The organism is Pacificibacter marinus (assembly GCF_900109555.1).
Lineage (GTDB): Bacteria > Pseudomonadota > Alphaproteobacteria > Rhodobacterales > Rhodobacteraceae > Celeribacter > Celeribacter marinus_C.
Genome location: NZ_FNZV01000006.1, coordinates 82,466 through 103,375, shown reverse-complemented (window position 1 = coordinate 103,375; position 20,910 = coordinate 82,466). Strand labels below are relative to the sequence as shown.

The window sequence follows — 20,910 nt, the reverse complement described above, 5'->3', positions numbered from 1 at the left end:
ATCGTTTTCGCCCAACTTATTTGAAATCAACCTAGCACAGGGTTTGAATTGAGAAAACTGTCAATTTTCAAGGGGTTTTGAGGGATGCATCCCTGCAACGCCATATGTTGTGGTCGTGATGTTCAGATTGTCTACATACTATGTTTGTACGTCATATTTTGTAGACTTCAGCAGCGTAAAAAAATCCAGATTGTTCAGCGAGAGTTGGAAATTTGTGCAATCAACGCGGGGAGTGCATGTAGATTTTCCAATTCTTGGAACTTAGGGTGCCCCAATGGCGGCTCTGCATGCTCAATGTCCCACGTACGATTGTGCGGTACAAAAACGCCCCAAGCACCTGCATGTATTGGTGCAATAACGTCAGATTTCATGGAGTTGCCCACCATCATAATTTGATCGGGTCGGGCGCTGTGTCGTGTGAAAATTTCTGTATAAACTTGCGGCGTTTTGTTCGACACGATTTCGACCCCGTCAAAAAATTCACCCAAGCCTGACTGGGCGAGCTTGCGTTCTTGATCCAAAAGGTCGCCTTTGGTGATCAGTAAAATGATATAGTCCTGTGCCAACTGCGCAACGGTTTCTGCCGCGCCATCCAATAGATGAACTGGGTGTTGCAGCATCTCTTGTCCGGCTGAAATCAGTTCTTTGATCACGCTGGCTGACACACGCTCATCCGTGACTTCGATTGCCGTTTCAATCATCGACAACATGAACCCTTTGATGCCAAATCCATAGCGACCAAGGTTGCGGCGCTCAGCTGCGAGCAGGCGTTCGGCCAAGTGATCAGGTTCGGTGAAATCGGCCAAAAGATCGGCAAATCGACCTTGGGTCACTTGGAAAAACTGTTCATTTTCCCACAGCGTATCGTCAGCATCAAAGGCAATTGTCGAGAATTTAACGGACATTTGGGTCATCTCCTTAACCTCTAAGGGCATACCCCCCTTTATTCGCGGGAAAAAGGGGCTATATACTGCGCCCGAACACTGAATTTTCTGCATACCCGAATTGGAGCGCCCCGCGTGATCCGTTTGCCTTTAAAAATGTCCGATAAAGATGATCGCTTTGACGACGGTGACCTTGGTCTCGCTTTGAAAACAAGGCCGAAAACCCAACGTCCGCCGATGTACAAAGTGATGCTGTTGAACGATGATTACACTCCTATGGAGTTTGTTATCTTGGTGCTGGAGCGTTTCTTCGGTATCACAAGTTCTCAAGCGACTGAAATCATGTTGACGGTTCACACCAAAGGTTTGGCGGTTGTGGGCGTTTTCGCCTTTGAAATTGCTGAAACCAAAGTGTCTCAAGTGATGGATTTCGCGCGTCGTCATCAACACCCGCTGCAATGCACAATGGAAAAGGAATAGGCGCTCTGCGCCAGACCTGCCAATGGTATCCCCCAGACTTCCCCTCGTCCTTGATGGACAAGACCAGCCCAATCGGGCCGTGGTCTATCGCCCCCGTGCCGGTGCAGATCTCAGTGCGCTTGGCGCTGCGGATGTGCAAATCGTGCAAGGGTTTAAACCTGATGCCGCCGCCTTTGAGGCGCTTGGATGTAACGTGCGCACCGTTGCAGAGGGCGACTTTGATCTTGCCATCGTCGCTGTGCCGCGTGCCAAAGCCGAAGCGCGTGCTTTGATCGCCGATGCAGCTGCGCGTGGTACGCGCGTGGTTGTGGATGGGCAAAAAACGGATGGCATCGACAGCTTGCTTAAAGAAGTTCGCAAGCGTACGCCTATTCTTGCTTTGGTTTCCAAGGCGCATGGCAAAGCCTTTCTGTTCGAGGGCGGCGATTTCACCGATTGGGTTGATCCCGGTGCCTTGAATGTTGTTGAAGGGTTTGTGACCCGTCTTGGTGTGTTTTCGGCGGACGGTATTGATAAAGCCTCAGCGGCTTTGGTCGAGGCTTTGCCTGAAAAACTGCCCGCCAAGGTTGCCGATTTCGGTGCGGGCTGGGGATATTTATCACGTCATATTTTGACGCATGAAGGCGTCAAGCAGCTTCATATCGTCGAAGCTGAAGCTGCAGCGCTCGCCTGCGCCAAAGACAACATTGATGATGCGCGCGCGGTGTTTCACTGGGCGGATGTCACTACCTTTGAAACCAAACCTGGTTTTGATGGCATCATTATGAACCCGCCGTTTCACACCGCTCGCACCGCGGACCCCGCGTTGGGGCAGGCGTTTATCGCCTCTGCCGCGCGCTGTTTGGCGCCGCACGGAAAATTGTGGATGGTGGCGAACCGTCATTTGCCTTATGAGGCGACACTTGGCCAACATTTTGGCGTTGTGGCGGAAATTGGCGGAACCTCTGGGTTCAAAATCCTTCAAGCGTCAAAGCCCCTTCGTGCCAGCAAGAGAACGTCGTAACGTGAGACGAACAGATTCGGAGATTTTGCCATGAGCTTTTCGATTGCAGGAAAGACCGCCATCGTGACTGGGGCTGCCAATGGGATCGGGCTCGCGATTGCGCGCCACTTTCTGGCCCAAGGTGCAAATGTCATGTGTGCCGATATCGATGAAGATAGATTGATTGCCGAGATTGGCGATGCCGCGCAAGATGAGGCATCCAATATTCGGTATTTTGCCGGTGACTTGCGTCAAAAACTGACCATCGCCAATCTGCTGTCTGCCACGATTGACGCCTTTGATGGTGTGGATATTTTGATCAATGCCTCGCGCCAAGTGGCGCCGTGTGATCCTACAGTGGCGAAAGAGGATAAGGTTGAATACCTGCTTGAACAAAACCTGATGACAAGCTTGCGGATGACGCAGCAGGTGTCAAAATGGATGCGGGCCAATTCAAAACGAGATGAAAACCCACATGCGCCTGTGGGCTCTATCGTCAACCTGTCATCCATTGCGTCGCGGCGCACGCATCCGTCTTTGATGGCATTCTCTATTTCCTGTGCTGCGGTGGATCAGATGACACGGTCTATGGCCGTTGCGCTTGCACCTCATGGTATTCGTATCAACGGAGTGGCTTTCGGGTCGGTTATGAGCGCGAGCCTGCAAGATATTTTGACCGACCACGAAGAGTATCGTGACGAAATCATCGAAAAAACGCCGCTTGGGCGGATTGCCTCGGCAACCGAAGTGGCCGAGACAGTTCAATATCTTGCGTCAGAAGGCTCAGGGTTTATGACGGGACAAATTTTAACTGTGGATGGCGGGCGCACTTTGGTTGACCCTGTGCGCAAACCCATGCATTGAACTGCGTTTAGCTAGGGTATGCTTTTTGGCAGGCAAGTATACTTGCATCCGCTTTTAGGGCCAGTGCGCTTTCTTTTTGGCGCAGCACAGATAGCTTTGCGGCCTCGGCATCCAAATCAATTGATTTGCGTTTGAGCACTGTGTCGCGCACGGGAACGCGACAGTATTTGGTAGCCCCTTCAGAGGTGGTTCCACACTGCACGCGTTCATAGTCAACAACCTGCGTTTCAACCAGTGCATATCCTCGCGCCAGATTGCCTTCTGCTTCTGTCGCAAAGCCGCGCACCGTGCGCAAATCTTGCGTTGCGCGTGATATGCACATTTGTTGTTCAGAACAGGCTGATAAGACAAGCAACGCGGGCAGGGCTAATAGCAGGCGCATGGGAAAACTCCTTTGATTATACGCTAACATAGCGCGGATTTGCCGCGCGATAACCGCCCTTGGCACTATCGGCGTATTTCTGCTAACACAGAATTCGAATTCTGCTGCAAAGGACGTCTGATGACCGATGATTTTCATACTGAAAAAACACGCGCTTCTGCATGGTTTCGCTCACTGCGCGATGACATCGTTGCGGCGTTTGAAACTCTAGAGGACACGCAGGTCACGGGCCCGTTTGCGGATCAACCCGTGGGGCGTTTTGAAGTTACCGAAACCAAACGCAACTCAGAAGATGGCAGTGATGCAGGCGGTGGTTTGATGTCTGTGATGCGCGGTGGACGTGTGTTTGAAAAAGTTGGTGTGAATATTTCGACTGTTTACGGCACGCTTGGTGAACGCGCGCAAAATGCTATGGCCGCGCGCAAAGGCTTGCCTGGAATGAAAGATGATCCGCGCTTTTGGGCTGCGGGTATTTCGCTTGTGGCGCATATGCAAAACCCGCACGCGCCCGCTGTGCACATGAACACGCGGATGTTTTGGACGCCACATGCGTGGTGGTTTGGGGGTGGATCAGACCTGAACCCTTGCATCGAATATAAAGATGATACAGCGGCGTTTCACGCTGTGCAAAAAGAGCACTGCGACCGCCATGATGCAGGCTATTACCCACGCTTCAAAGAGTGGGCGGACGAGTATTTTTATATCCCGCATCGCAACCGTGCTCGCGGTGTTGGTGGGATATTTTTTGATGATCACTGCACAGAAGATTGGGAGGCTGACTTTGCCTTTACCCAAGATGTTGGACGTGCCTTTTTACCAGCCTTTTTGGGGGCAACGGAAAAACGCCGCAACACGCAGTGGACGGATGCCGACAAAGACGCGCAGTTGGTGCATCGTGGGCTCTACGCAGAATACAATCTGGTGTATGATCGTGGAACTAAATTCGGTCTTGAGACGGGTCACGATGCCAATGCCGTTCTGATGTCACTGCCGCCTTTGGCAAAGTGGGTTTAGCTGCGCATCGCAGCAAGACGTTTCTCGAAAGCAGTATGTCGGCGCATGGGGTTTGTTAAACGGCCACAAGCCCTGCGTTTGTGTTTAGGAAATACTGAGCAAAAATAGGACCGCTGGCAGCGCCGATGGCGCGGGCATTTCCGCCTATATTACCGCTTTCAATCTGGGGCGGGATAAGCCCTCTGGTGTCTTGATTGGCAATGTAGCGGCGGACCCGTTCGACCAATTCATGGCGGATTTCTGCAGGAAAAGCCCCATCAATCAAAATGGCTTCGAAATCGATTACAGAGCAGGTTGAAAGACTGGCCTTGGCCAGTTCTTGCGCTGTTTGGCCAAGCCAAGGTTCAACATATCTGGAAATATCTGTCCAATCTTGCGGAGAAACCCAAAGGAGAGCAGGGTCAAGATCTACCTCACGCAATCGTGCCTCTAGCAGGTGCATCGAAGCGGTGTCGACAAGTTGCATGCTTTCGCCGTTTGGGCCGATGCTGCGCATGGAGCCAAGTGCGCCAGCGTTGCCTTGGCGCCCTTCGAACACAGAGTGATTTAACACCACGCCACCGCCCATAAACGTGCCCACGAAAAAATAGGCGTAGTCACGAAACTCTTTGCCGCGCCCATAGATGTGTTCCGCTTGGCAGGCCGCAGTTGCATCATTCAGGGTTGTGACGGGCAGGGTGCTGATCGTCTCGATTTCGAGCCGAAAATTGACGCCTTCCCACGATTTGAATGCTTCATCGGCTTTGCCAGATTGATCTCGCCAGTTCCACATCTCAAACGGGGCAGCAACACCTATACCGCAAATCCGCGACAGGTCTTTCACGCTCAGCAATGATTTAATGTCTTCTATGCCATTGCGCAAAAAAGAAAAGACATCTGCAGGGACGGGAAAGGCATAGGTCATGTCGCGCTGGTGTCGAATGACGCCGGTGATATCCATCAACAAAAGGCTTGCAGAACGTCTGCCAATTTTGAGCCCATATGAAAAAGCCCCGTTGGGGGATATGCGCATGGGGGAAGATGGCTTGCCAACTTTGCCGCGCACAGGTTCTCCGCGCTCTAAGATACCGTCGTTTTCAAGACGTCTTAGAATGGCCGAAACAGTCGGTGGTGACAGTCCAGCCAGTCGAGACAGATCACTTCCAGGCAAGTCTCCATGCCTTTGGAGCAACGAAAGCAGCAGGCGTTCGTTGTGGTTGCGAACACCTTTTTGACTAAGGCCCGCAGAGATTTTTCTGACGACGGTCTCTTCCATTGTGCATCCATATACCGTTCTTCGGTGTAGCTGAATACCTCATTTACATTAATAAGGAAAGTTAACTAATTAATTGACAGCTTGGTCGAAACTCTGTCACCTTTACGTCATTCGCTAAAACGATTCGGCGAAAAGGGAGCGGCGAACCGGCTGCCAAATTTGGAATTTCTGGGAGGAAACCATGAATAAACTTCTTATCGGTACTGCACTTGCATTGGTCACATCTGCTGGCGCTGCTATGGCTGACGATCACAAGACAACTGCATGCTTGATCACCAAAACAGATACCAACCCATTCTTTGTGAAGATGAAAGAAGGCGCTGAAGCCAAAGCGGCTGAGTTGGGCATGGAGCTGAAATCTTTCGCGGGTAAAGTTGATGGCGACCACGAAACACAGGTTGCTGCGATTGAGACATGTATTGCGGATGGCGCAAAGGGTATTCTTTTGACTGCGTCCGACACGTCGTCCATCGTCTCTGCCGTCACTCAAGCACGGGATGCTGGTCTTGTTGTGATCGCACTCGACACGCCGCTTGAGCCAATCGATGCAGCCGATGCAACATTTGCGACAGACAACTTTCTTGCGGGTGAATTGATCGGTCAGTGGGCCGCCGCGACGCTTGGCGATGCGGCCGCAGACGCTAAAATTGCGATGCTTGATTTGGCTGTTAGCCAGCCGTCTGTTGGCGTTTTGCGCGACCAAGGTTTTTTGCAAGGCTTCGGTATTGATCTTGGCGATCCAAACAAATGGGGCGACGAAACTGACCCACGTATCGTTGGCAATGACGTAACGCAAGGCAACGAAGAAGGTGGCCGTAAAGCCATGGAAAACCTTCTGGCGAAAGAGCCTATGATCAACGTTGTTTACACCATCAATGAACCAGCCGCTGCGGGCGCTTATGAAGCGCTTAGATCTATCGGACGTGAGAAAGACGTGTTGATCGTGTCTGTCGATGGTGGGTGTCCTGGTGTTGAAAACGTTGCGGACGGCGTGATCGGCGCAACATCGCAGCAGTACCCATTGCTTATGGCATCAAAAGGTATCGAAGCGATTGCCGCATGGGCAAATGATGGTGCGAAGCCTGAAGTTACTCCTGGCAAAAACTTCTTTGATACAGGTGTTGCGCTTGTGACGGACAAGGCTGTGGATGGTGTTGACTCCATCTCAGTTGAAGACGGCCGTAACCTCTGCTGGGGGTAAGCCCTTGTTATAACAAAAACGATAAGGGGGGCGTTATGCGCCCCTCTTTCATATAAACTGCTTGAAGACAATCTGGGGAGTGATCATGTCTGACGCCGAGAATTTTGAAGGGGCTGCCAGTGCAGCGCCGGATCAGGTCGCACAATTTCAAACGCACAAAAAGGGGTTTGTGCCGACCCTGCAACATTGGCTTCATGTCAATCCGGCTTTGGTGCCGTTGATTGTATTGGTCCTGTCCATTGCCATTTTTGGCCTGCTTTTGGGGGCTAAATTCTTTTCACCTTTTGCGATGACGTTGATCTTGCAACAGGTACAAATCGTTGGGATCGTTGCTGCTGCGCAAAGCCTTGTGATCTTAACCGCTGGTATCGATCTTAGCGTTGGTGCCATCGCGGTTTTGTCTAGTGTGATCATGGGACAGTTTACCTTTCGCTATGGCATTCCCGTGGAAATCGCGGTGCTGTGCGGTTTGGCATTTGGCACGGCTGTGGGGGCGATCAACGGTTGGCTGATTGCGGTGATGAAATTGCCGCCCTTTATTGTGACGCTTGGCATGTGGCAAATCGTTCTCGCTGCCAATTTTTTATACTCCGCCAATGAAACCATTCGCAGTCAGACAATTGAAGCAGAGGCACCTTTGCTGCAACTGCTTGGCACGACCTTTAAAGTCGGTGCTGACGCGGATGGACGTGGTGGCGCGACCTTTACTTTTGGCGTGATTGCCATGGTTTTGATCTTTGCCTTTTTGGCCTACGCATTGCGACAAACCGCATGGGGCCGCCACATTTACGCCGTAGGGGATGACCCCGAGGCGGCACAATTGTCAGGCGTTAATGTGCGTAAAATTTTGATTTCAGTGTATGCGGTTACAGGTTTGATTTGCGGCATCGCAGGCTGGGCATTGATTGGCCGCATTGGCAGTGTGAGCCCGACATCAGGTCAGCTTTTGAACATCGAAAGCATCACGGCCGTTGTGATTGGCGGCATCTCATTGTTCGGTGGGCGCGGGTCTATCATGGGGCCGTTGTTTGGCGCACTCATCGTGGGCGTGTTTACACTTGGCTTACGTTTGTTAGGCGCAGATGCGCAGTGGACATTCTTGTTGATTGGTTTGCTCATCATTTCAGCCGTCGCAGTCGATCAATGGATCAGAAAGGTATCAGTGTAATGGAACCCATTCTCAAAGGCCGTAATTTGGTCAAACGTTATGGCAAAGTCACTGCCTTGGATCATTGCGATTTTGATCTGTACCCAGGTGAAATTCTGGCTGTGATCGGTGACAATGGCGCGGGGAAAAGCTCTTTGATTAAAGCTGTTTCTGGTGCTGTGATCCCTGATGAGGGTGATGTGTATCTTGAAGGGAAAAAGATCAAATTTACCTCTCCTATTGATGCACGCAATGTCGGTATTGAAACGGTTTATCAGACCCTTGCGATGTCGCCGGCACTGTCGATCGCTGACAATATGTTCATGGGGCGTGAGCTTAGAAAGCCGGGCTGGCGTGGAACGTTCCTGCGCCAACTTGATCGCAAAATGATGGAAGAGAAGGCGCGCGAAAAGCTTACTGAACTTGGTTTAATGACGATCCAAAATATCAATCAAGCGGTGGAAACCCTGTCTGGGGGGCAACGCCAAGGGGTTGCTGTCGCACGCGCCGCCGCTTTTGGGTCAAAGGTCATTATCTTGGATGAGCCCACGGCAGCGCTTGGGGTTAAAGAAAGCCGCAAGGTTCTAGAGCTTATTCAGGATGTTAAATCGCGTGGCATCCCTATCATTTTGATCAGCCACAACATGCCACATGTGTTTGAAGTTGCAGACCGCATTCACGTGCATCGACTTGGCAAGCGCCTTTGCGTTATCGATCCAAAAGATTACACGATGTCTGATGCAGTTGCCTTTATGACAGGCGCAAAAGACGCACCTCAATCGGGTGATATGGCCGAGGTATAGCGCCGAGCGATATGTAAAGCGACAAGACTTAAACCAACCGGAGACGTGCAGTCGTATCTGGTTGGTTTAACTTATAGGGCTCAGTGTAGCGGCCCTTAATGCCGTCTGTGTTCTTTAGAAACCTACATAGTCACTACGACCGTAAAGAGGTCACCCACGCAGAAATCGTTATGAATTTACAGCAAACCTATAAAGGTGTGACAGCTCAATAAGCGTAAATCTACCTGCTGTATCGCCCGAATCCGCGTATGATTTATGACCTACCCAATCTGACATACTAGAACTTTACAGATTAATGGCCTTGCTCTAGCGTTCGACCCATTCACACGCATTGGCTAGGGAGAGCACAATGAAAGCGGTCTTGATTGGGCTTGGTATGGTGGCGCAAACGCATGTACGCGCCATCGCGGATGCGCACCCAAAAATCACCCTTGCAGGTGTTTGCGCACGCGACAAAAAACGGGCCACAATCTTTGCCGATTCTGTGACATCCACGCTGGGATACACGCCGAATGTCTATGCCAATGCGCAAGATATTGCGGATGATCCTGATATTGATTTTGTTCTTATTTGCACCCCGCCGAATGCCCGTTTGGAGATGGTTCAGATTTTTGCCAAAGCCGGCAAGCACATCTTGATGGAAAAACCGATTGAACGCGATACGGTCGCGGCCCAAAAGATTGTCGAAATTTGTGAAGCGGCAGGTGTTACGCTTGGGGTCGTATTCCAACACCGGATGCGCGCAGCTTCGAAACAACTCGCGTCATTGCTGGCACAAAATGCTTTTGGCGACATTGCCGTAGCCGAGATCACAGTGCCATGGTGGCGCGACCAGTCTTATTACGATGCGCCGGGGCGTGGAACATACGTGCGCGACGGTGGCGGTGTTTTAATTTCCCAAGCGATTCATACGTTGGATTTGGCGCTATCTTTGTTGGGCCCCGTACATCAAGTGCGTGCAACAGCGCGCACGACAGCGCTGCATAAAATGGAGTCCGAAGATTTTGTTCAGGCCAGTGTGGATTTTCAATCTGGAGTTATCACATCTGTGACGTGCAGCACGGCAAGTTTCCCTGGTGGTGCTGAAACCATCACGCTGCACTGCGCTGAGGCCAGTGTGACGCTTGCTTCTGGTCAGTTGGTTGTGCACTGGCGCGATGGTCGCGTTGATACGCATGGCGCACAGGGAGCCACAGGTGGCGGTGCTGATCCTATGGCGTTCACCCACGATTGGCATAAAGAAATTCTGACAGATTTTGCAGCAGCGCTTGATGAACATCGGGCACCCGCCATCTCTGGACGCGAAGCATTAAACGTTCATAGGTTGATTGATGCCATGATCACATCATCGCGCGACGATCGCACAGTCATTCTCTCGCAAGGCATTTAAATGGTGAACCCGCTCACGTTGTGACTAAGGCCGATGGGCGTCGATTTACCCTTGTCCAAAGAGCATTCAGTCCACTTTAGTTTGTCCCCTAAGAGATCAGATTGCCCCTTTATCAGAATTTATTTGTTTCATTTCCTATGATTTTTCACTGATGGCGTGATCGGTTTATTTATTTTTATCATATTATTCAGTTAATTATATATTTTTTCCTTTTGCAGCACATCCATTAGAAATGGTATACAATTTTTATTGCAAACTTGTATGGAAGTATGGCAGTTTGAATGTGGGAGGAGAATCTACATGTTGCAAATGGATCCAATGCGTCCCCTTGACCCAGCTTTGCCGATTACACCGCAGCTGACGCAAAGGCTGCGCGATCGGATCATTCGCAACCATCTCAAACCCGGTGACCGCATTTCTGAGACCGAAATTGCCAAGGTATATGATGTCAGTCGCCAGCCTGTGCGCGAGGCGTTTATAAAGCTGGCGGACCAAGGTTTGCTGTTGATCCGCCCACAGCGGCGTACCGTCGTTTCTAGGATCGCCTATCAAGATGTTTTAGATGCAAGATTTCTGCGTGAAGCCATCGAGGCTGACATTGTGCGTTTGCTGGCCAAGACGCGTGATGATGCGCTGATCGGCACTTTGCGGGCGCAAATTGAGCTGCAAAAACGTGTCCACGCAGATGACCTTGAGACTTTCACACAACTGGATGAACAGTTCCACCGTATGCTTGCAGATGCCGTCGGCAAAGCAGGTACATGGAGCTTTGTTGAAGGCGTGAAAGCCCAAATGGACCGCGTGCGGTTTTTGTCTTTGTTCGATTATCCAATGGCGTTGTTGATCGAACAGCACACGCAGATTGTGGATGCCGTTGAAGCCAGAGATTTAGATCGCGCCGAAGAAAATGCCCGCCAACACCTGCGCTTAATGCTTGATTATTTGCCTGGCGTGATCGCGGCCAATCCCAGTTTTTTCGATTTGCCTGAGGGTGGCCTTGCCCCGTCAGTCAATACACCCACTCTAGGAGGAGAGTACACATGACAATCACTTGGAAACTATCAGCGGTTATCGCGACTGTTGCAACTTTGATGTCCGCGCCTTTGATGGCGCAAGACATGACCTTGAAACTTGGTCACCTCGCGAATGAAGACAACCCATGGCACAAAGCAGCCGTGAAATTCGGCGAAGAATTGTCGACGTTGACCGAGGGCCGCATCGCAGTAGACGTGTTCCCGAACGAGTCTTTGGGCAAAGAAATTGATCTGATCAATGGCATGCAGCTTGGCACTGTTGATATGACCATCACCGGTGAGTCTTTGCAAAACTGGGCGCCAATGGCAGCGCTTTTGGCTGTGCCTTATGCGTATAAATCGCTTGATCACATGGATGAAGTGGCGTCAGGCGAGATTGGTGACATGATCAAAGCACAGATCATCGAGCGCGCTCAAATTCGTCCTATTGCACATTTTGCGCGTGGTCCACGCAACCTGACATCCAATCGCGCGATCACCACGCCTGACGATCTGGACGGCTTGAAAATGCGTGTGCCAAACGTGCCGCTTTTCGTGGATGTGTGGAAAGCGCTTGGCGCGCAACCGACTCCAATGGCGTTTTCTGAAGTGTTTACATCGCTGCAAAACGGCACGATCGGCGCACAAGAAAACCCACTGGCTTTGATCCGCTCTGCGAACTTTAATGAAGTACAAAGCCACGTCAATTTGACCGAACACGTGCGGTCTTGGATCTACCTGACAATTGCTGAATCCACATGGGCTGGCCTGTCTGCGGACGACCAAGCCGCCGTGATGCAAGCTGCGGCAACGGCGCAAGCCTATGAGCGTGAACTGTTTGAAGCTTCTGTGGCTGATGATCGTGCCTATCTTGAAAGCAAAGGCATGACCTTTGTTGAAGTGGACGGCGCTGCGTTCCAAGCCAAAGCAAAAGACGCTGTTCTGGCCAATGTGAACGACGAAATCAAACCTATCGTTGAAGTTTTGTTCTCTCACTAAACCTACCAGTTCGGTTTCCCCAATTCCGCGCGGCGCTCCCTGACGTGGCGGAGTTGGGGATTTTTTATCGCAGCGCATATGCGCTTGAGCTACCAGAGTGATTTATGAAAAGACTCAATCAAATAACAAAAGCCTTTGTCTGGCTTGCACGCGCTGGTGCGGGGTTGGCCTTTTTGGTTTTGATCTGCGCTGTTTTGATCCAAGTCGTTGGGCGCACCATGGGTAACTCCCCAGTGTGGACCGAAGAGTTAACGCGGTATGCTTTGTTATATCTTGTTGCATTTGGCGGAGGGCTGGCTTTGCGCACGGGGGATATGGTCAACGTTGATGTCTTTTGCGAAAGCCTGCCGGGGCGTGGCCCTTGGATGCTGCGAATGGTTTCGGCGCTAATGACCTTTGGCTTGACAGTTTATCTTTTGGCCCCTGCGTGGAAATACGTGTCCATTGGCCGGATGCAGACTTCGCCCGCGCTTGGCCTGCGCATGACTTATGTTCATTTTACAGTTTGGCTGCTGTTGGCTGTTTTAGCGCTCGCGGCATTGATCCGCATTGTCGGCATGATCACAGGCAGTGACGATGGCATGCCTGAAAAGAAACCTGAGGAAGCATAATCATGGAAGTCACCGTTCTTTTTAGCCTGTTTATTGGTGGGCTTGTGATTGGTTTGCCGGTCGCAGTGACGCTTGGCGTTGCCTCGCTTGGGTATCTGACTCTTGCGGGTATCCCTGCTGTCGTCATGCCGCAAAAAATGTATGCAGGTATGGATGTGTTCGTGCTGTTGTCCATTCCAGGATTCATTTTAGCAGGCAATTTGATGAACTTAGGTGGTATCACGCACCGTATTATTCGTTTTGCCAATGCGCTGGTCGGCTGGATCAAAGGCGGGTTGGGCCTAACAAATATCGCGGCATCCATGCTGTTTGGCGGCATCACGGGCACAGCTGTGGCTGATGCGGCGTCCATCGGGGGGGTGATGATCCCTGGTATGAAAAAGGCGGGCTATCCTGCAGCGTTTTCCGCAGCGGTGACCGCTGCATCTTCGACCGTGGGGCCGATTATCCCGCCATCTGTTCCGATGATTATCGTTGGTGCGCTTAGCGGTATTTCTGTAGGCAAGATGTTCCTAGCGGGTGCGATTCCCGGTATTTTGATGGGTCTTGCTATGATGGTGACGACTTATATCATTTCACGCCGTAACAATTTCCCCCATCAGCCATGGCAGGGTTTTGGCGAAGTTGGTCGCGCATTTGCAGGGGCCATTTGGGCGCTGGCGATGACGTTTTTGATCATCTACGGCCTGCTGTCGGGTTTGGCGACGCCCACGGAAACCGCAGTCATTGCGTCTGTGTATGCGATGATTGTCGGGTGCTTTATCTATCGTGAATTGCCGCTGCGATTGGTCCCTAAAATTGTCATCGACAGTGCCGTGTCATCTGCGGGCATCTTGGTGCTTGTGGGGTTCGCCAATGTGTTTGGCTGGATTTTGGTGTCAGAAAAAATTCCTCAAGCGATTGCTGATGGTGTTTTGTCTTTCACGGACAATAAAATTTTGGTCATCTTGATCATCAATCTTTTGCTACTTTTCGTTGGCATGTTTATGGAAACCATTGCAGCGCTGATCATCTTGTTTGTGCCGCTGTTATCGCTGGCTGAAGCCGTGGGTATCGATCCGCTGCACTTTGCGACCTTTGCGGTGCTTAATTTGATGATTGGTCTGACAACGCCACCTGTCGGTGTATGTTTGTTCGTCTGTGCGGGGATCGCGCGCTTGCCGCTTGCCCCCGTGGTGGTTGCAATCTTGCCATTCTTGCTCACCAATATCTGTGTCCTTTTGGCAGTGTCTTATGTTCCCGCGCTTGCGACATGGCTGCCGTCCGTCTTGATGCCTTAGGAGAATTTATGAAAACTCGTGTATGTTGCCTTCATAGCGCGAAAGACCTGCGTGTAGAGACGCGGGAGGTCGCGCCGCCCAAGGCTGGCGAAGTTCGTGTTGCCGTTGGTGCAGGGGGGATTTGTGGCTCTGACCTGCACTACTATCAGCATGGCGGGTTTGGCGCTATTCGTGTGACTCAGCCGATCATTTTGGGTCACGAAGCGGCTGGTTTCGTTAAAGAACTGGGCGAAGGTGTCACAGGACTTAAAGTGGGTGATATGGTTGCACTCAACCCTAGTATCCATTGCGGCACGTGTGAATATTGTGTGCAGGGGCTTGAGATGCATTGCACCGATATGATCTTTAGCGGCTCTGCGATGCGCACACCTCATGTTCAAGGCTTGTATCGTGATCAAATCGTGCTAAATGCGCGCCAATGTGTGCCTATGTCTGGGGATGTGTCTGTTTCTGAAGCGGCCTGTTCCGAACCTTTGGCCGTCTGCATGCATGCACGCAGTCTGGCAGGTGATCTTAGTGGTAAACGTGTTTTGGTTGCGGGGGCAGGGCCGATTGGCGTGCTTTGTGCAGCCTTAGCCAAAGAAGCAGGTGCCGCACAGATTGTGGTAACGGATCTGCAAGATATGCCGCTTAGTGTTGCCCGTGAAATGGGCGCGACATCGACGATCAATGTGTTGACTGATGGTGATGCTTTGGCGGCCTTCGCCCAAGGCAAAGGCCACTTTGATGTTGTGTTCGAATGCACAGGGGCAGCACCTGCAATCGCCGCGGCTTTGGCCGCTTTGCGCCCGCGTGGCGTGATGGTGCAGGTCGGGATGGCAGGCGATACGGCTGTGCCGCTCAGTGTGCTTGTGGCCAAGGAAATCACTCATCGTGGCACTTTTCGGTTTCACAAAGAATTTGCACAGGCAGCGACAGCCATTTCCGAGCGTCGCATTGATGTGCGCCCTATGATCTCTGCGCAAATGCCGCTGGATCAAGCTGATGCAGCCTTCGAACTGGCGGCCGACAGGACGCGCGCCGTCAAGGTGCACTTTGTGTTCAACGACTAAGTTTTGCTTGAAACGTGGCGCTCCCTATTTGACGTTTTATGGGGGCGCTGCATTTAACGCGTTTGTGCCAAGGCTGCCAGAGATTGATTTTCTTTGATAGACCGTGTGACCACCGTGGTGCTGGTGCGACGCACCCCAGGAAAACGTGCGATTTCCGCGCGGATCAATTTATCCATATCGTCCATGTCCCGCGCAAACAGTTGCAACAGATAATCCGCATCGCCTGTGGTGGCGTGGCAGCGCCAGATCGATGGATGGCGTGCCACTGCGGTTTCAAAAGCGTCAGAAGACTCAAAATCCAGCACAACCTCAACAAAAGCTGATAGGCCAAATCCCATAGCTTTTGGGGCTAAACGCGCCTCATACCCTGTGATCACGCCTGCTTCTTCGAGCGCTTTTACGCGTTTCCAAATAGGCGTCTTGGACATGCCTTGGGCGTCTGCCAATTCTGCAAAGGACAAGCGTGCATTGTGCTCTAAGCTCTTTAAAAGAGCGAGGTCGACCTGATCCATGTGTTATCCATTTTGCGCCAATTGTAATCAATCGTTCTCGTTATTCTTCGCATGCTGGAACTAAGAGAACAATGATTTTCACTTTGTGGGGCACAAAAGGTAAACGGCATGGACCAAAGGACGCACAGATGAACCGCGAAGAATATCACGCACTGATCGAGACCCCGAAGATGCTGGATTATGGCGTTTATTTGGACGTGAAACAGTTGCTTGGCTGTCAAAAACCTATCGACAAGTTGTGCAATGCCGATGAGTTACAGTTTCAAATCGTGCATCAGGTCGAAGAACTGTGGATGAAACTGATGGCCTATACGCTGGTTGATGTGATTGACTATCTGAAACAGGGCAACACCAATCGCATCGTGACCTTGATGAGCAGAGTGCACCGCTTGATGCGTCTTATGACAGACCAGCTTGATGTGCTCGAAACCATGTCACCGCTTGAATACCAAGAGGTGCGCTTGCAGCTTGGCAATGGATCTGGCCAAGAAAGTCCCGGTTTCCAATTGCTGTTGCGAATGCCAAACGATCTATGGGACGCGTACAAAACGACTTATCTGGACGGTAAAGAGTTGAGTGTGGCCGATGTATACAACGGCAAATATGACCACGGTGACAGCTATGTCGTGGCCGAAGCTTTGATTGAATACGATGAGCTGTTTCAGAAATTCCGCGCCAACCATTTGTACTTGATCCACCGCTCGATTGGGCTGGGATCAAAGTCGCTGAAAGGGCGCCCTGTTGAGATATTAGAGGCAGGCGCACGTCACAGGTTTTTCCCCGAATTGTGGGATATTCGTTGCGATATGACAGATGCATGGGGGCAAAGTTACGGCGTTGTGCGTGATATCATTCACGACAAAGACAACGTTTGACTGATCAACCTCACCAGATTGCAATGCGATCAGGTGCCGAACAAAGTCTTGCGCCACGTCTGTGTGCTGTGTTTGGCGCGCTATAAAAACGGTGCGCATCATCGTGGTTGGAAAGCGCGCAGGACGTGCCGTGTTGCAGCGACGAGCGGCTCGTGTGTGTCTTGCAAAATTGCGATGCGGTCAAAACGGCACGGGTCCGCAGTGACAGCGTCGCGCAAAGCCTGACCAAAAGCTATTCGCAGTTCGGTGCCAATGTTGAACTTGCAGATGCTTGATCCTGTCGCAAGGGCCGTGCGTTGAACAACAGGCACGCCAGAGCCGCCGTGAATGACCAAAGGAACGGTGGTGACGGCTTCAATTGCGTGAATGCGACCTATGTCCAAACCGCCATTTTTGTCTTGCTGCAAGTGTACGTTGCCGACTGAAATTGCCATGGCGTCGACACGTGTCTCCCGTGCAAATCTGGCGGCATCGTCGGGGAGCGTTCCTGCTGATTTTTCGCCATTGGCGTATCCCACAAAACCGATCTCACCTTCGCAAGATATGCCCGCTTTGTGGGCCATTTCTGTGATCATGGCCGTCTCATCAATGTTTTGCGATATAGGCTTGCGCGAGCCGTCATACATTAAGGATGTAAACCCAGCATCCAAAGCTTCGCTGCACTCTTCAAGCGTGTACCCATGATCCAAATGTGCCACAACAGGTACGCTGGCGTTCTCGGCCAAATATCGGAACATTTTGCCTAATATCGGCAAAGGTGTATTGGCGCGACACGATGGACCTGCTTGTAAGATGACAGGGCAGTTTTCGGCTTCGGCAGCGGCCACATAGGCGCGCATATCTTCCCAGCCAAGGGTGACCAAACCCGCAACCGCATATCTGCCTTTTAGGGCAGGCTGCAAAACCTCTGCGAGTGTTGCAAGCGTCATTTAAACTTAGCGACCATGTCTTTGATCCCCGGAATTGTTTCAATTTGATTGGCATGTGTGGGCTGGAAATACTGTACCAAACTGCGCTGCGTGAGGCCTCCCAAAATGGTGAAGTAATACATTTCGTAGCCGGGCATCACCACACAAGGGTGGTAACCGCTGCGCAACAAAATAGTGGACCTGTCCATCAGCTGATAGGCATCGCCCGGTGTGCCTTCTTCATGTTGAATGATTTGCACACCAGCACCGTGGTTCGGACGAAAGCGGAAATTGTAAGTTTCGTCATGACGTGTCTCGATGATGGTGCCGTCAGCATCTTTGCGATCTGTGTCGTGCTTATGTGCAGGGAAACCAGACCAACCACCTTGGCCAACGGTGAACAATTCTGACACCAACAATCGTCCGACCTTGCCGTGATGCGCTTGGCCTAGAATGTGCTTAATCTTGCGGTGCGTTTTGGTGTCGTCAGAGCCGTATTGCACTTTGTCCAGTTCGGCCTCACGCACATCAAACGGTTCAAGCACTTTATCGTACCGCGCGCCTGCGATGAATGTTTCGGTGTCGCGGGTCGCAACAAAGGTCACCTTGGCTCCAACTGGTACATATACGCCTTCGGGCTCGCCATCCCAAACATCAAGAGTGCGGTTGCCCAGCAAAGTATAGGCGACACCTTCAACGTTGACATCAATCGTGCCTGTTGCGGGTACGATGCAAGTCTCATAGCCAGGCACTTGATATTCAAAGGCCTCGCCAGCTTTCAGTTTGACGATGTTAAGGTAGTTGAGTGGGACCGTGGCATCGTCCACGTCTACAATAGGGATGTTTTTATTGTCGTGTGGGGCAATATGCATTTGAAATCCTTAGGTCACGTGTGTGGGGCCGGGGTGGTCGGCCAAAAAGGCATCTAATTCGTTGGAAAAGGGCATGGCGGGCGCACATCCGGGTTTCGCCACCACGATAGCGGCACAGGCTGAGCCGCGCAGAACAGCGTTTTCAAGACTGTGCCCTTTTACGAGTGAAGACAGAAATCCCGCCATAAAACTATCGCCCGCTCCTGTGGGTTTCAGTGCCGTGACAGGATAGATGCCTGTACGGATTTGCGTGCCATTCGCAAAGGTGATGGCGCCATGCTCACCCATTTTATAGACAACAATGGTTGCGCTTGAGGCGGCCAGTGCGCGCGCTTTTTCAAGGCCTTTGTTAATGCCACCCGCCATAAAGCCGAATTCTTCGTCATTGCCGATAATGATGTCTGACATAGCGCCTGCTTTAGAGAGAACTTCTTCTGCGACCTGTGCAGATGGCCAACTATAGGGGCGATAATCGACATCAAATATGATCGGGATACCCGCGGCGCGTGCCAGTTCAAAAGCGCGAAAGCTGGACGAGCGCGATGGATCTGCAGCGAAAACAGTGCCTGCCGCGACCAAAGCTCCAAAGGCGGCATAGTCCACGGCTTCGACATCTTTTATGGTCATTTCAAAGTCAGCGGCACCATTGCGGTAGATCACCGATTGGTGGTCTTGCATCCGGCTTTCATACAATGCCAAAGAATTGCGGGCTTCGCCGCCAACGGGGGTGACATACCGTTTATCTATTGCGTAGTGGTCTAGCTTGTTCATGCAAAACCGCCCCACTGCATCATCGGATACACGCGTCACCAAAGACGCTTTTCCACCAAGTTTCACGATACCTGCGGCGATGTTGGCAGACGATCCACCCATGTCTGCGGTAAAGTTATCGGTGGTCTCTATCGCCTCACCTGCCGCTGTAAACAAATCCATGCCAACACGGCCAAGAACCACGAAATTATTGTGCTTGATACCGGCCAAAACGTCCATCACATGCTCTTTCGTTGTTTAATGCGCGACGTGCCAAATTCCTATCGTGTACGATCCGCCCTAAGTGAGACGCGATGGTTGTGTTGGTGTAGGTGGCCTATTTGATCATTGTCGCTTGCGTGGTTTCGAATCCCAAGATACAAATTTTGCAACCGGTTGCAAATATAATCTGATAAGAAAGGCCACGTCGCATGACTGAGATTGGTATAGGCATTGTCGGAGGGGGCTATATGGGCAAAGCCCATGCTGTCGCAATGTCGTCCGTCGGCGCGGTGTTCAATACAGCTCTACGGCCCCGTCTGGAAATGATCTGTGCGCGCAGCACTGCAAGCGCGCAATGGTATCGTCATGCCTACGGGTTTGCGCGCGCGACAGATGATTGGCGTGTATTGGTGGCTGATCCTAAGGTCGAGGCCATCGTGATCGCATCGCCACAAGACACCCACCGCGAGATTGCGCTTGCGGCTTTTGCGTTGAACAAGCCTGTGTTTTGCGAAAAGCCTCTTGGTGCGTCGCTAAGCGACAGCCAAATTATGACCAAAGCCTCTGTTGGGCACATCAGCATGGTCGGTTTCAATTATATCCGCACACCAGCCAGTCAATTTGCACGCCAGCTTATTTCGCAAGGCGCGATCGGCGACATCACATGGTTTCGCGGCGAACACACCGAAGATTTTCTGGCCGACCCTAAAAGCCCTGCGACATGGCGTACGTCTGGTGAAGCCAATGGCACGATGGGGGACTTGGCCCCGCACATGATCAATGGTGCATTGGCCTTGATTGGCCCAATTACGTCTTTGGTGGCTGACGTGGAAACCGTTCATCAGGCCCGCCCAGAGGGGACCGTCACCAATGATGATCATGGTCAGGTGATGTGTCGGTTTGCCAATGGCGCGATGGGGCAGATGTACTTTAGCCGCATCAGCCATGGTCGCAAAATGGGCTTTGCCTATGAAATTACTGGAACCAAAGGTGCGATAAAATTTGATCAAGAAGATCAAAATGCACTTTGGCTCTATACTGCGGACGAACCTGAAGCCACACGCGGGTTCCGTAAAATTCTAATAGGACCTGCGCATCCCGATTATGAAAATTTCTGCCAAGGCCCCGGTCACGGTACGGGGTATCAAGATCAAATTATCATCGAGGCACGTGATTTTTTGCAGGCCATCGAAACACAAACCCCTGTTTGGCCGACATTTCAAGATGGGCTTGACGTGACACAAGTTGTCGCCGCAGCATTGGCTTCGTCTCGGACAAAAGCGTGGGTAGATGTACAACCCGCGTAGTGTTGGTCAAAAGGTTCTACTATGACACCCAAAATCGGTCATGCGCCTGTCACTGTAGATATGGTCTTTGTTGAACATAACTGTGATCCGTCCATGGTGGGTGTGCC

At 51.5% G+C, this 20,910-nt stretch carries 22 protein-coding genes; 15 read left to right on the top strand and 7 right to left on the bottom strand.

From position 1 onward, the window contains the following. Window positions 1-194 precede the first annotated feature (194 nt). Entirely contained in the window at window positions 195-905 is a 711-nt protein-coding gene (locus tag BM025_RS09375) for an HAD family hydrolase (RefSeq protein ID WP_085848322.1), read from the bottom strand. Window positions 906-1,040: 135 nt separating this feature from the next. Between BM025_RS09375 and clpS the strand changes: the two genes are divergently transcribed. The 3 genes from clpS to BM025_RS09360 are packed head-to-tail and all read left to right on the top strand — an operon-like array spanning window position 1,041 to window position 3,210. Then, entirely contained in the window at window positions 1,041-1,364 is a 324-nt protein-coding gene (clpS, locus tag BM025_RS09370; RefSeq protein ID WP_085848438.1) for an ATP-dependent Clp protease adapter ClpS, read from the top strand. Window positions 1,365-1,386: 22 nt separating this feature from the next. Next, on the top strand, window positions 1,387-2,367 hold the full coding sequence (locus tag BM025_RS09365) for a class I SAM-dependent methyltransferase (RefSeq protein WP_085848323.1): 981 nt from the start codon (window positions 1,387-1,389) through the stop codon (window positions 2,365-2,367). 30 nt (window positions 2,368-2,397) lie between these two features. Beyond that, window positions 2,398-3,210, top strand: coding sequence for an SDR family NAD(P)-dependent oxidoreductase (locus tag BM025_RS09360; protein WP_085848324.1), 813 nt, complete (start codon window positions 2,398-2,400; stop codon window positions 3,208-3,210). 7 nt (window positions 3,211-3,217) lie between these two features. On the opposite strand, the gene BM025_RS09355 is transcribed toward BM025_RS09360, so the two are convergent. Next, window positions 3,218-3,592, bottom strand: a complete 375-nt coding sequence (locus BM025_RS09355; protein ID WP_085848325.1) for a hypothetical protein — start codon at window positions 3,590-3,592, stop codon at window positions 3,218-3,220. Between the two features lie 120 nt (window positions 3,593-3,712). Between BM025_RS09355 and hemF the strand changes: the two genes are divergently transcribed. Then, window positions 3,713-4,606: an oxygen-dependent coproporphyrinogen oxidase gene (gene hemF / locus BM025_RS09350; protein ID WP_085848326.1), complete on the top strand. Its 894-nt coding sequence runs from the start codon at window positions 3,713-3,715 to the stop codon at window positions 4,604-4,606. A gap of 55 nt (window positions 4,607-4,661) precedes the next feature. Here hemF and BM025_RS09345 read toward each other — a convergent pair whose 3' ends face one another. Further along, on the bottom strand, window positions 4,662-5,861 hold the full coding sequence (locus tag BM025_RS09345) for an ROK family transcriptional regulator (protein ID WP_085848327.1): 1,200 nt from the start codon (window positions 5,859-5,861) through the stop codon (window positions 4,662-4,664). A gap of 181 nt (window positions 5,862-6,042) precedes the next feature. On the opposite strand from BM025_RS09345, the gene BM025_RS09340 reads away from it, so the two are divergent. From BM025_RS09340 to BM025_RS09300, 9 genes are all read left to right on the top strand, one after another. Continuing rightward, window positions 6,043-7,062, top strand: coding sequence for a sugar ABC transporter substrate-binding protein (locus BM025_RS09340; RefSeq protein ID WP_085848328.1), 1,020 nt, complete (start codon window positions 6,043-6,045; stop codon window positions 7,060-7,062). A gap of 85 nt (window positions 7,063-7,147) precedes the next feature. Continuing rightward, window positions 7,148-8,230 carry an ABC transporter permease gene (locus BM025_RS09335; protein ID WP_085848329.1) on the top strand — a complete coding sequence of 361 codons (1,083 nt, stop codon included), beginning with the start codon at window positions 7,148-7,150 and terminating at the stop codon, window positions 8,228-8,230. Then, window positions 8,230-9,012, top strand: coding sequence for an ATP-binding cassette domain-containing protein (locus tag BM025_RS09330; protein WP_085848330.1), 783 nt, complete (start codon window positions 8,230-8,232; stop codon window positions 9,010-9,012). The genes BM025_RS09335 and BM025_RS09330 overlap by 1 nt, the downstream gene beginning before the upstream one ends. Window positions 9,013-9,361: 349 nt before the next feature. Beyond that, the gene (locus BM025_RS09325) at window positions 9,362-10,402 is read left to right on the top strand and encodes a Gfo/Idh/MocA family protein (RefSeq protein WP_085848331.1); all 1,041 of its coding nucleotides are present in this window, start codon (window positions 9,362-9,364) and stop codon (window positions 10,400-10,402) included. Window positions 10,403-10,702: 300 nt separating this feature from the next. Beyond that, the gene (locus BM025_RS09320) at window positions 10,703-11,446 is read left to right on the top strand and encodes a GntR family transcriptional regulator (RefSeq protein WP_085848332.1); all 744 of its coding nucleotides are present in this window, start codon (window positions 10,703-10,705) and stop codon (window positions 11,444-11,446) included. Next, window positions 11,443-12,414 carry a TRAP transporter substrate-binding protein gene (locus tag BM025_RS09315; protein ID WP_085848333.1) on the top strand — a complete coding sequence of 324 codons (972 nt, stop codon included), beginning with the start codon at window positions 11,443-11,445 and terminating at the stop codon, window positions 12,412-12,414. The genes BM025_RS09320 and BM025_RS09315 overlap by 4 nt, the downstream gene beginning before the upstream one ends. A 104-nt stretch (window positions 12,415-12,518) precedes the next feature. After that, a complete protein-coding gene (locus BM025_RS09310) occupies window positions 12,519-13,025 on the top strand; it encodes a TRAP transporter small permease (RefSeq protein WP_085848334.1) in 507 nt (168 codons plus the stop codon). Between the two features lie 2 nt (window positions 13,026-13,027). Beyond that, window positions 13,028-14,305 carry a TRAP transporter large permease gene (locus BM025_RS09305; RefSeq protein ID WP_085848335.1) on the top strand — a complete coding sequence of 426 codons (1,278 nt, stop codon included), beginning with the start codon at window positions 13,028-13,030 and terminating at the stop codon, window positions 14,303-14,305. An 8-nt stretch (window positions 14,306-14,313) separates the two neighbouring features. Beyond that, window positions 14,314-15,357 carry an L-idonate 5-dehydrogenase gene (locus tag BM025_RS09300; protein ID WP_085848336.1) on the top strand — a complete coding sequence of 348 codons (1,044 nt, stop codon included), beginning with the start codon at window positions 14,314-14,316 and terminating at the stop codon, window positions 15,355-15,357. A 53-nt stretch (window positions 15,358-15,410) separates the two neighbouring features. On the opposite strand, the gene BM025_RS09295 is transcribed toward BM025_RS09300, so the two are convergent. After that, window positions 15,411-15,869, bottom strand: coding sequence for an Lrp/AsnC family transcriptional regulator (locus tag BM025_RS09295; protein WP_085848337.1), 459 nt, complete (start codon window positions 15,867-15,869; stop codon window positions 15,411-15,413). Between the two features lie 128 nt (window positions 15,870-15,997). Between BM025_RS09295 and BM025_RS09290 the strand changes: the two genes are divergently transcribed. Further along, window positions 15,998-16,744, top strand: coding sequence for a tryptophan 2,3-dioxygenase family protein (locus BM025_RS09290; RefSeq protein ID WP_085848439.1), 747 nt, complete (start codon window positions 15,998-16,000; stop codon window positions 16,742-16,744). A gap of 98 nt (window positions 16,745-16,842) precedes the next feature. Here the strand turns inward: BM025_RS09290 and BM025_RS09285 are convergent, their stop codons facing one another. From BM025_RS09285 to iolC, 3 genes are read right to left on the bottom strand one after another with little or no spacing between them, the layout of a single operon-like run. Then, window positions 16,843-17,673, bottom strand: a complete 831-nt coding sequence (locus BM025_RS09285) for a class II fructose-bisphosphate aldolase (RefSeq protein ID WP_085848338.1) — start codon at window positions 17,671-17,673, stop codon at window positions 16,843-16,845. Beyond that, on the bottom strand, window positions 17,670-18,524 hold the full coding sequence (locus BM025_RS09280; RefSeq protein ID WP_085848339.1) for a 5-deoxy-glucuronate isomerase: 855 nt from the start codon (window positions 18,522-18,524) through the stop codon (window positions 17,670-17,672). Before BM025_RS09280 ends, BM025_RS09285 begins: the two co-directional genes overlap by 4 nt. 9 nt (window positions 18,525-18,533) lie before the next feature. Further along, window positions 18,534-19,514, bottom strand: coding sequence for a 5-dehydro-2-deoxygluconokinase (gene iolC / locus BM025_RS09275; RefSeq protein ID WP_085848340.1), 981 nt, complete (start codon window positions 19,512-19,514; stop codon window positions 18,534-18,536). Between the two features lie 191 nt (window positions 19,515-19,705). On the opposite strand from iolC, the gene BM025_RS09270 reads away from it, so the two are divergent. Further along, window positions 19,706-20,803 carry a Gfo/Idh/MocA family protein gene (locus tag BM025_RS09270; protein WP_085848341.1) on the top strand — a complete coding sequence of 366 codons (1,098 nt, stop codon included), beginning with the start codon at window positions 19,706-19,708 and terminating at the stop codon, window positions 20,801-20,803. Window positions 20,804-20,910: the final 107 nt, after the last annotated feature.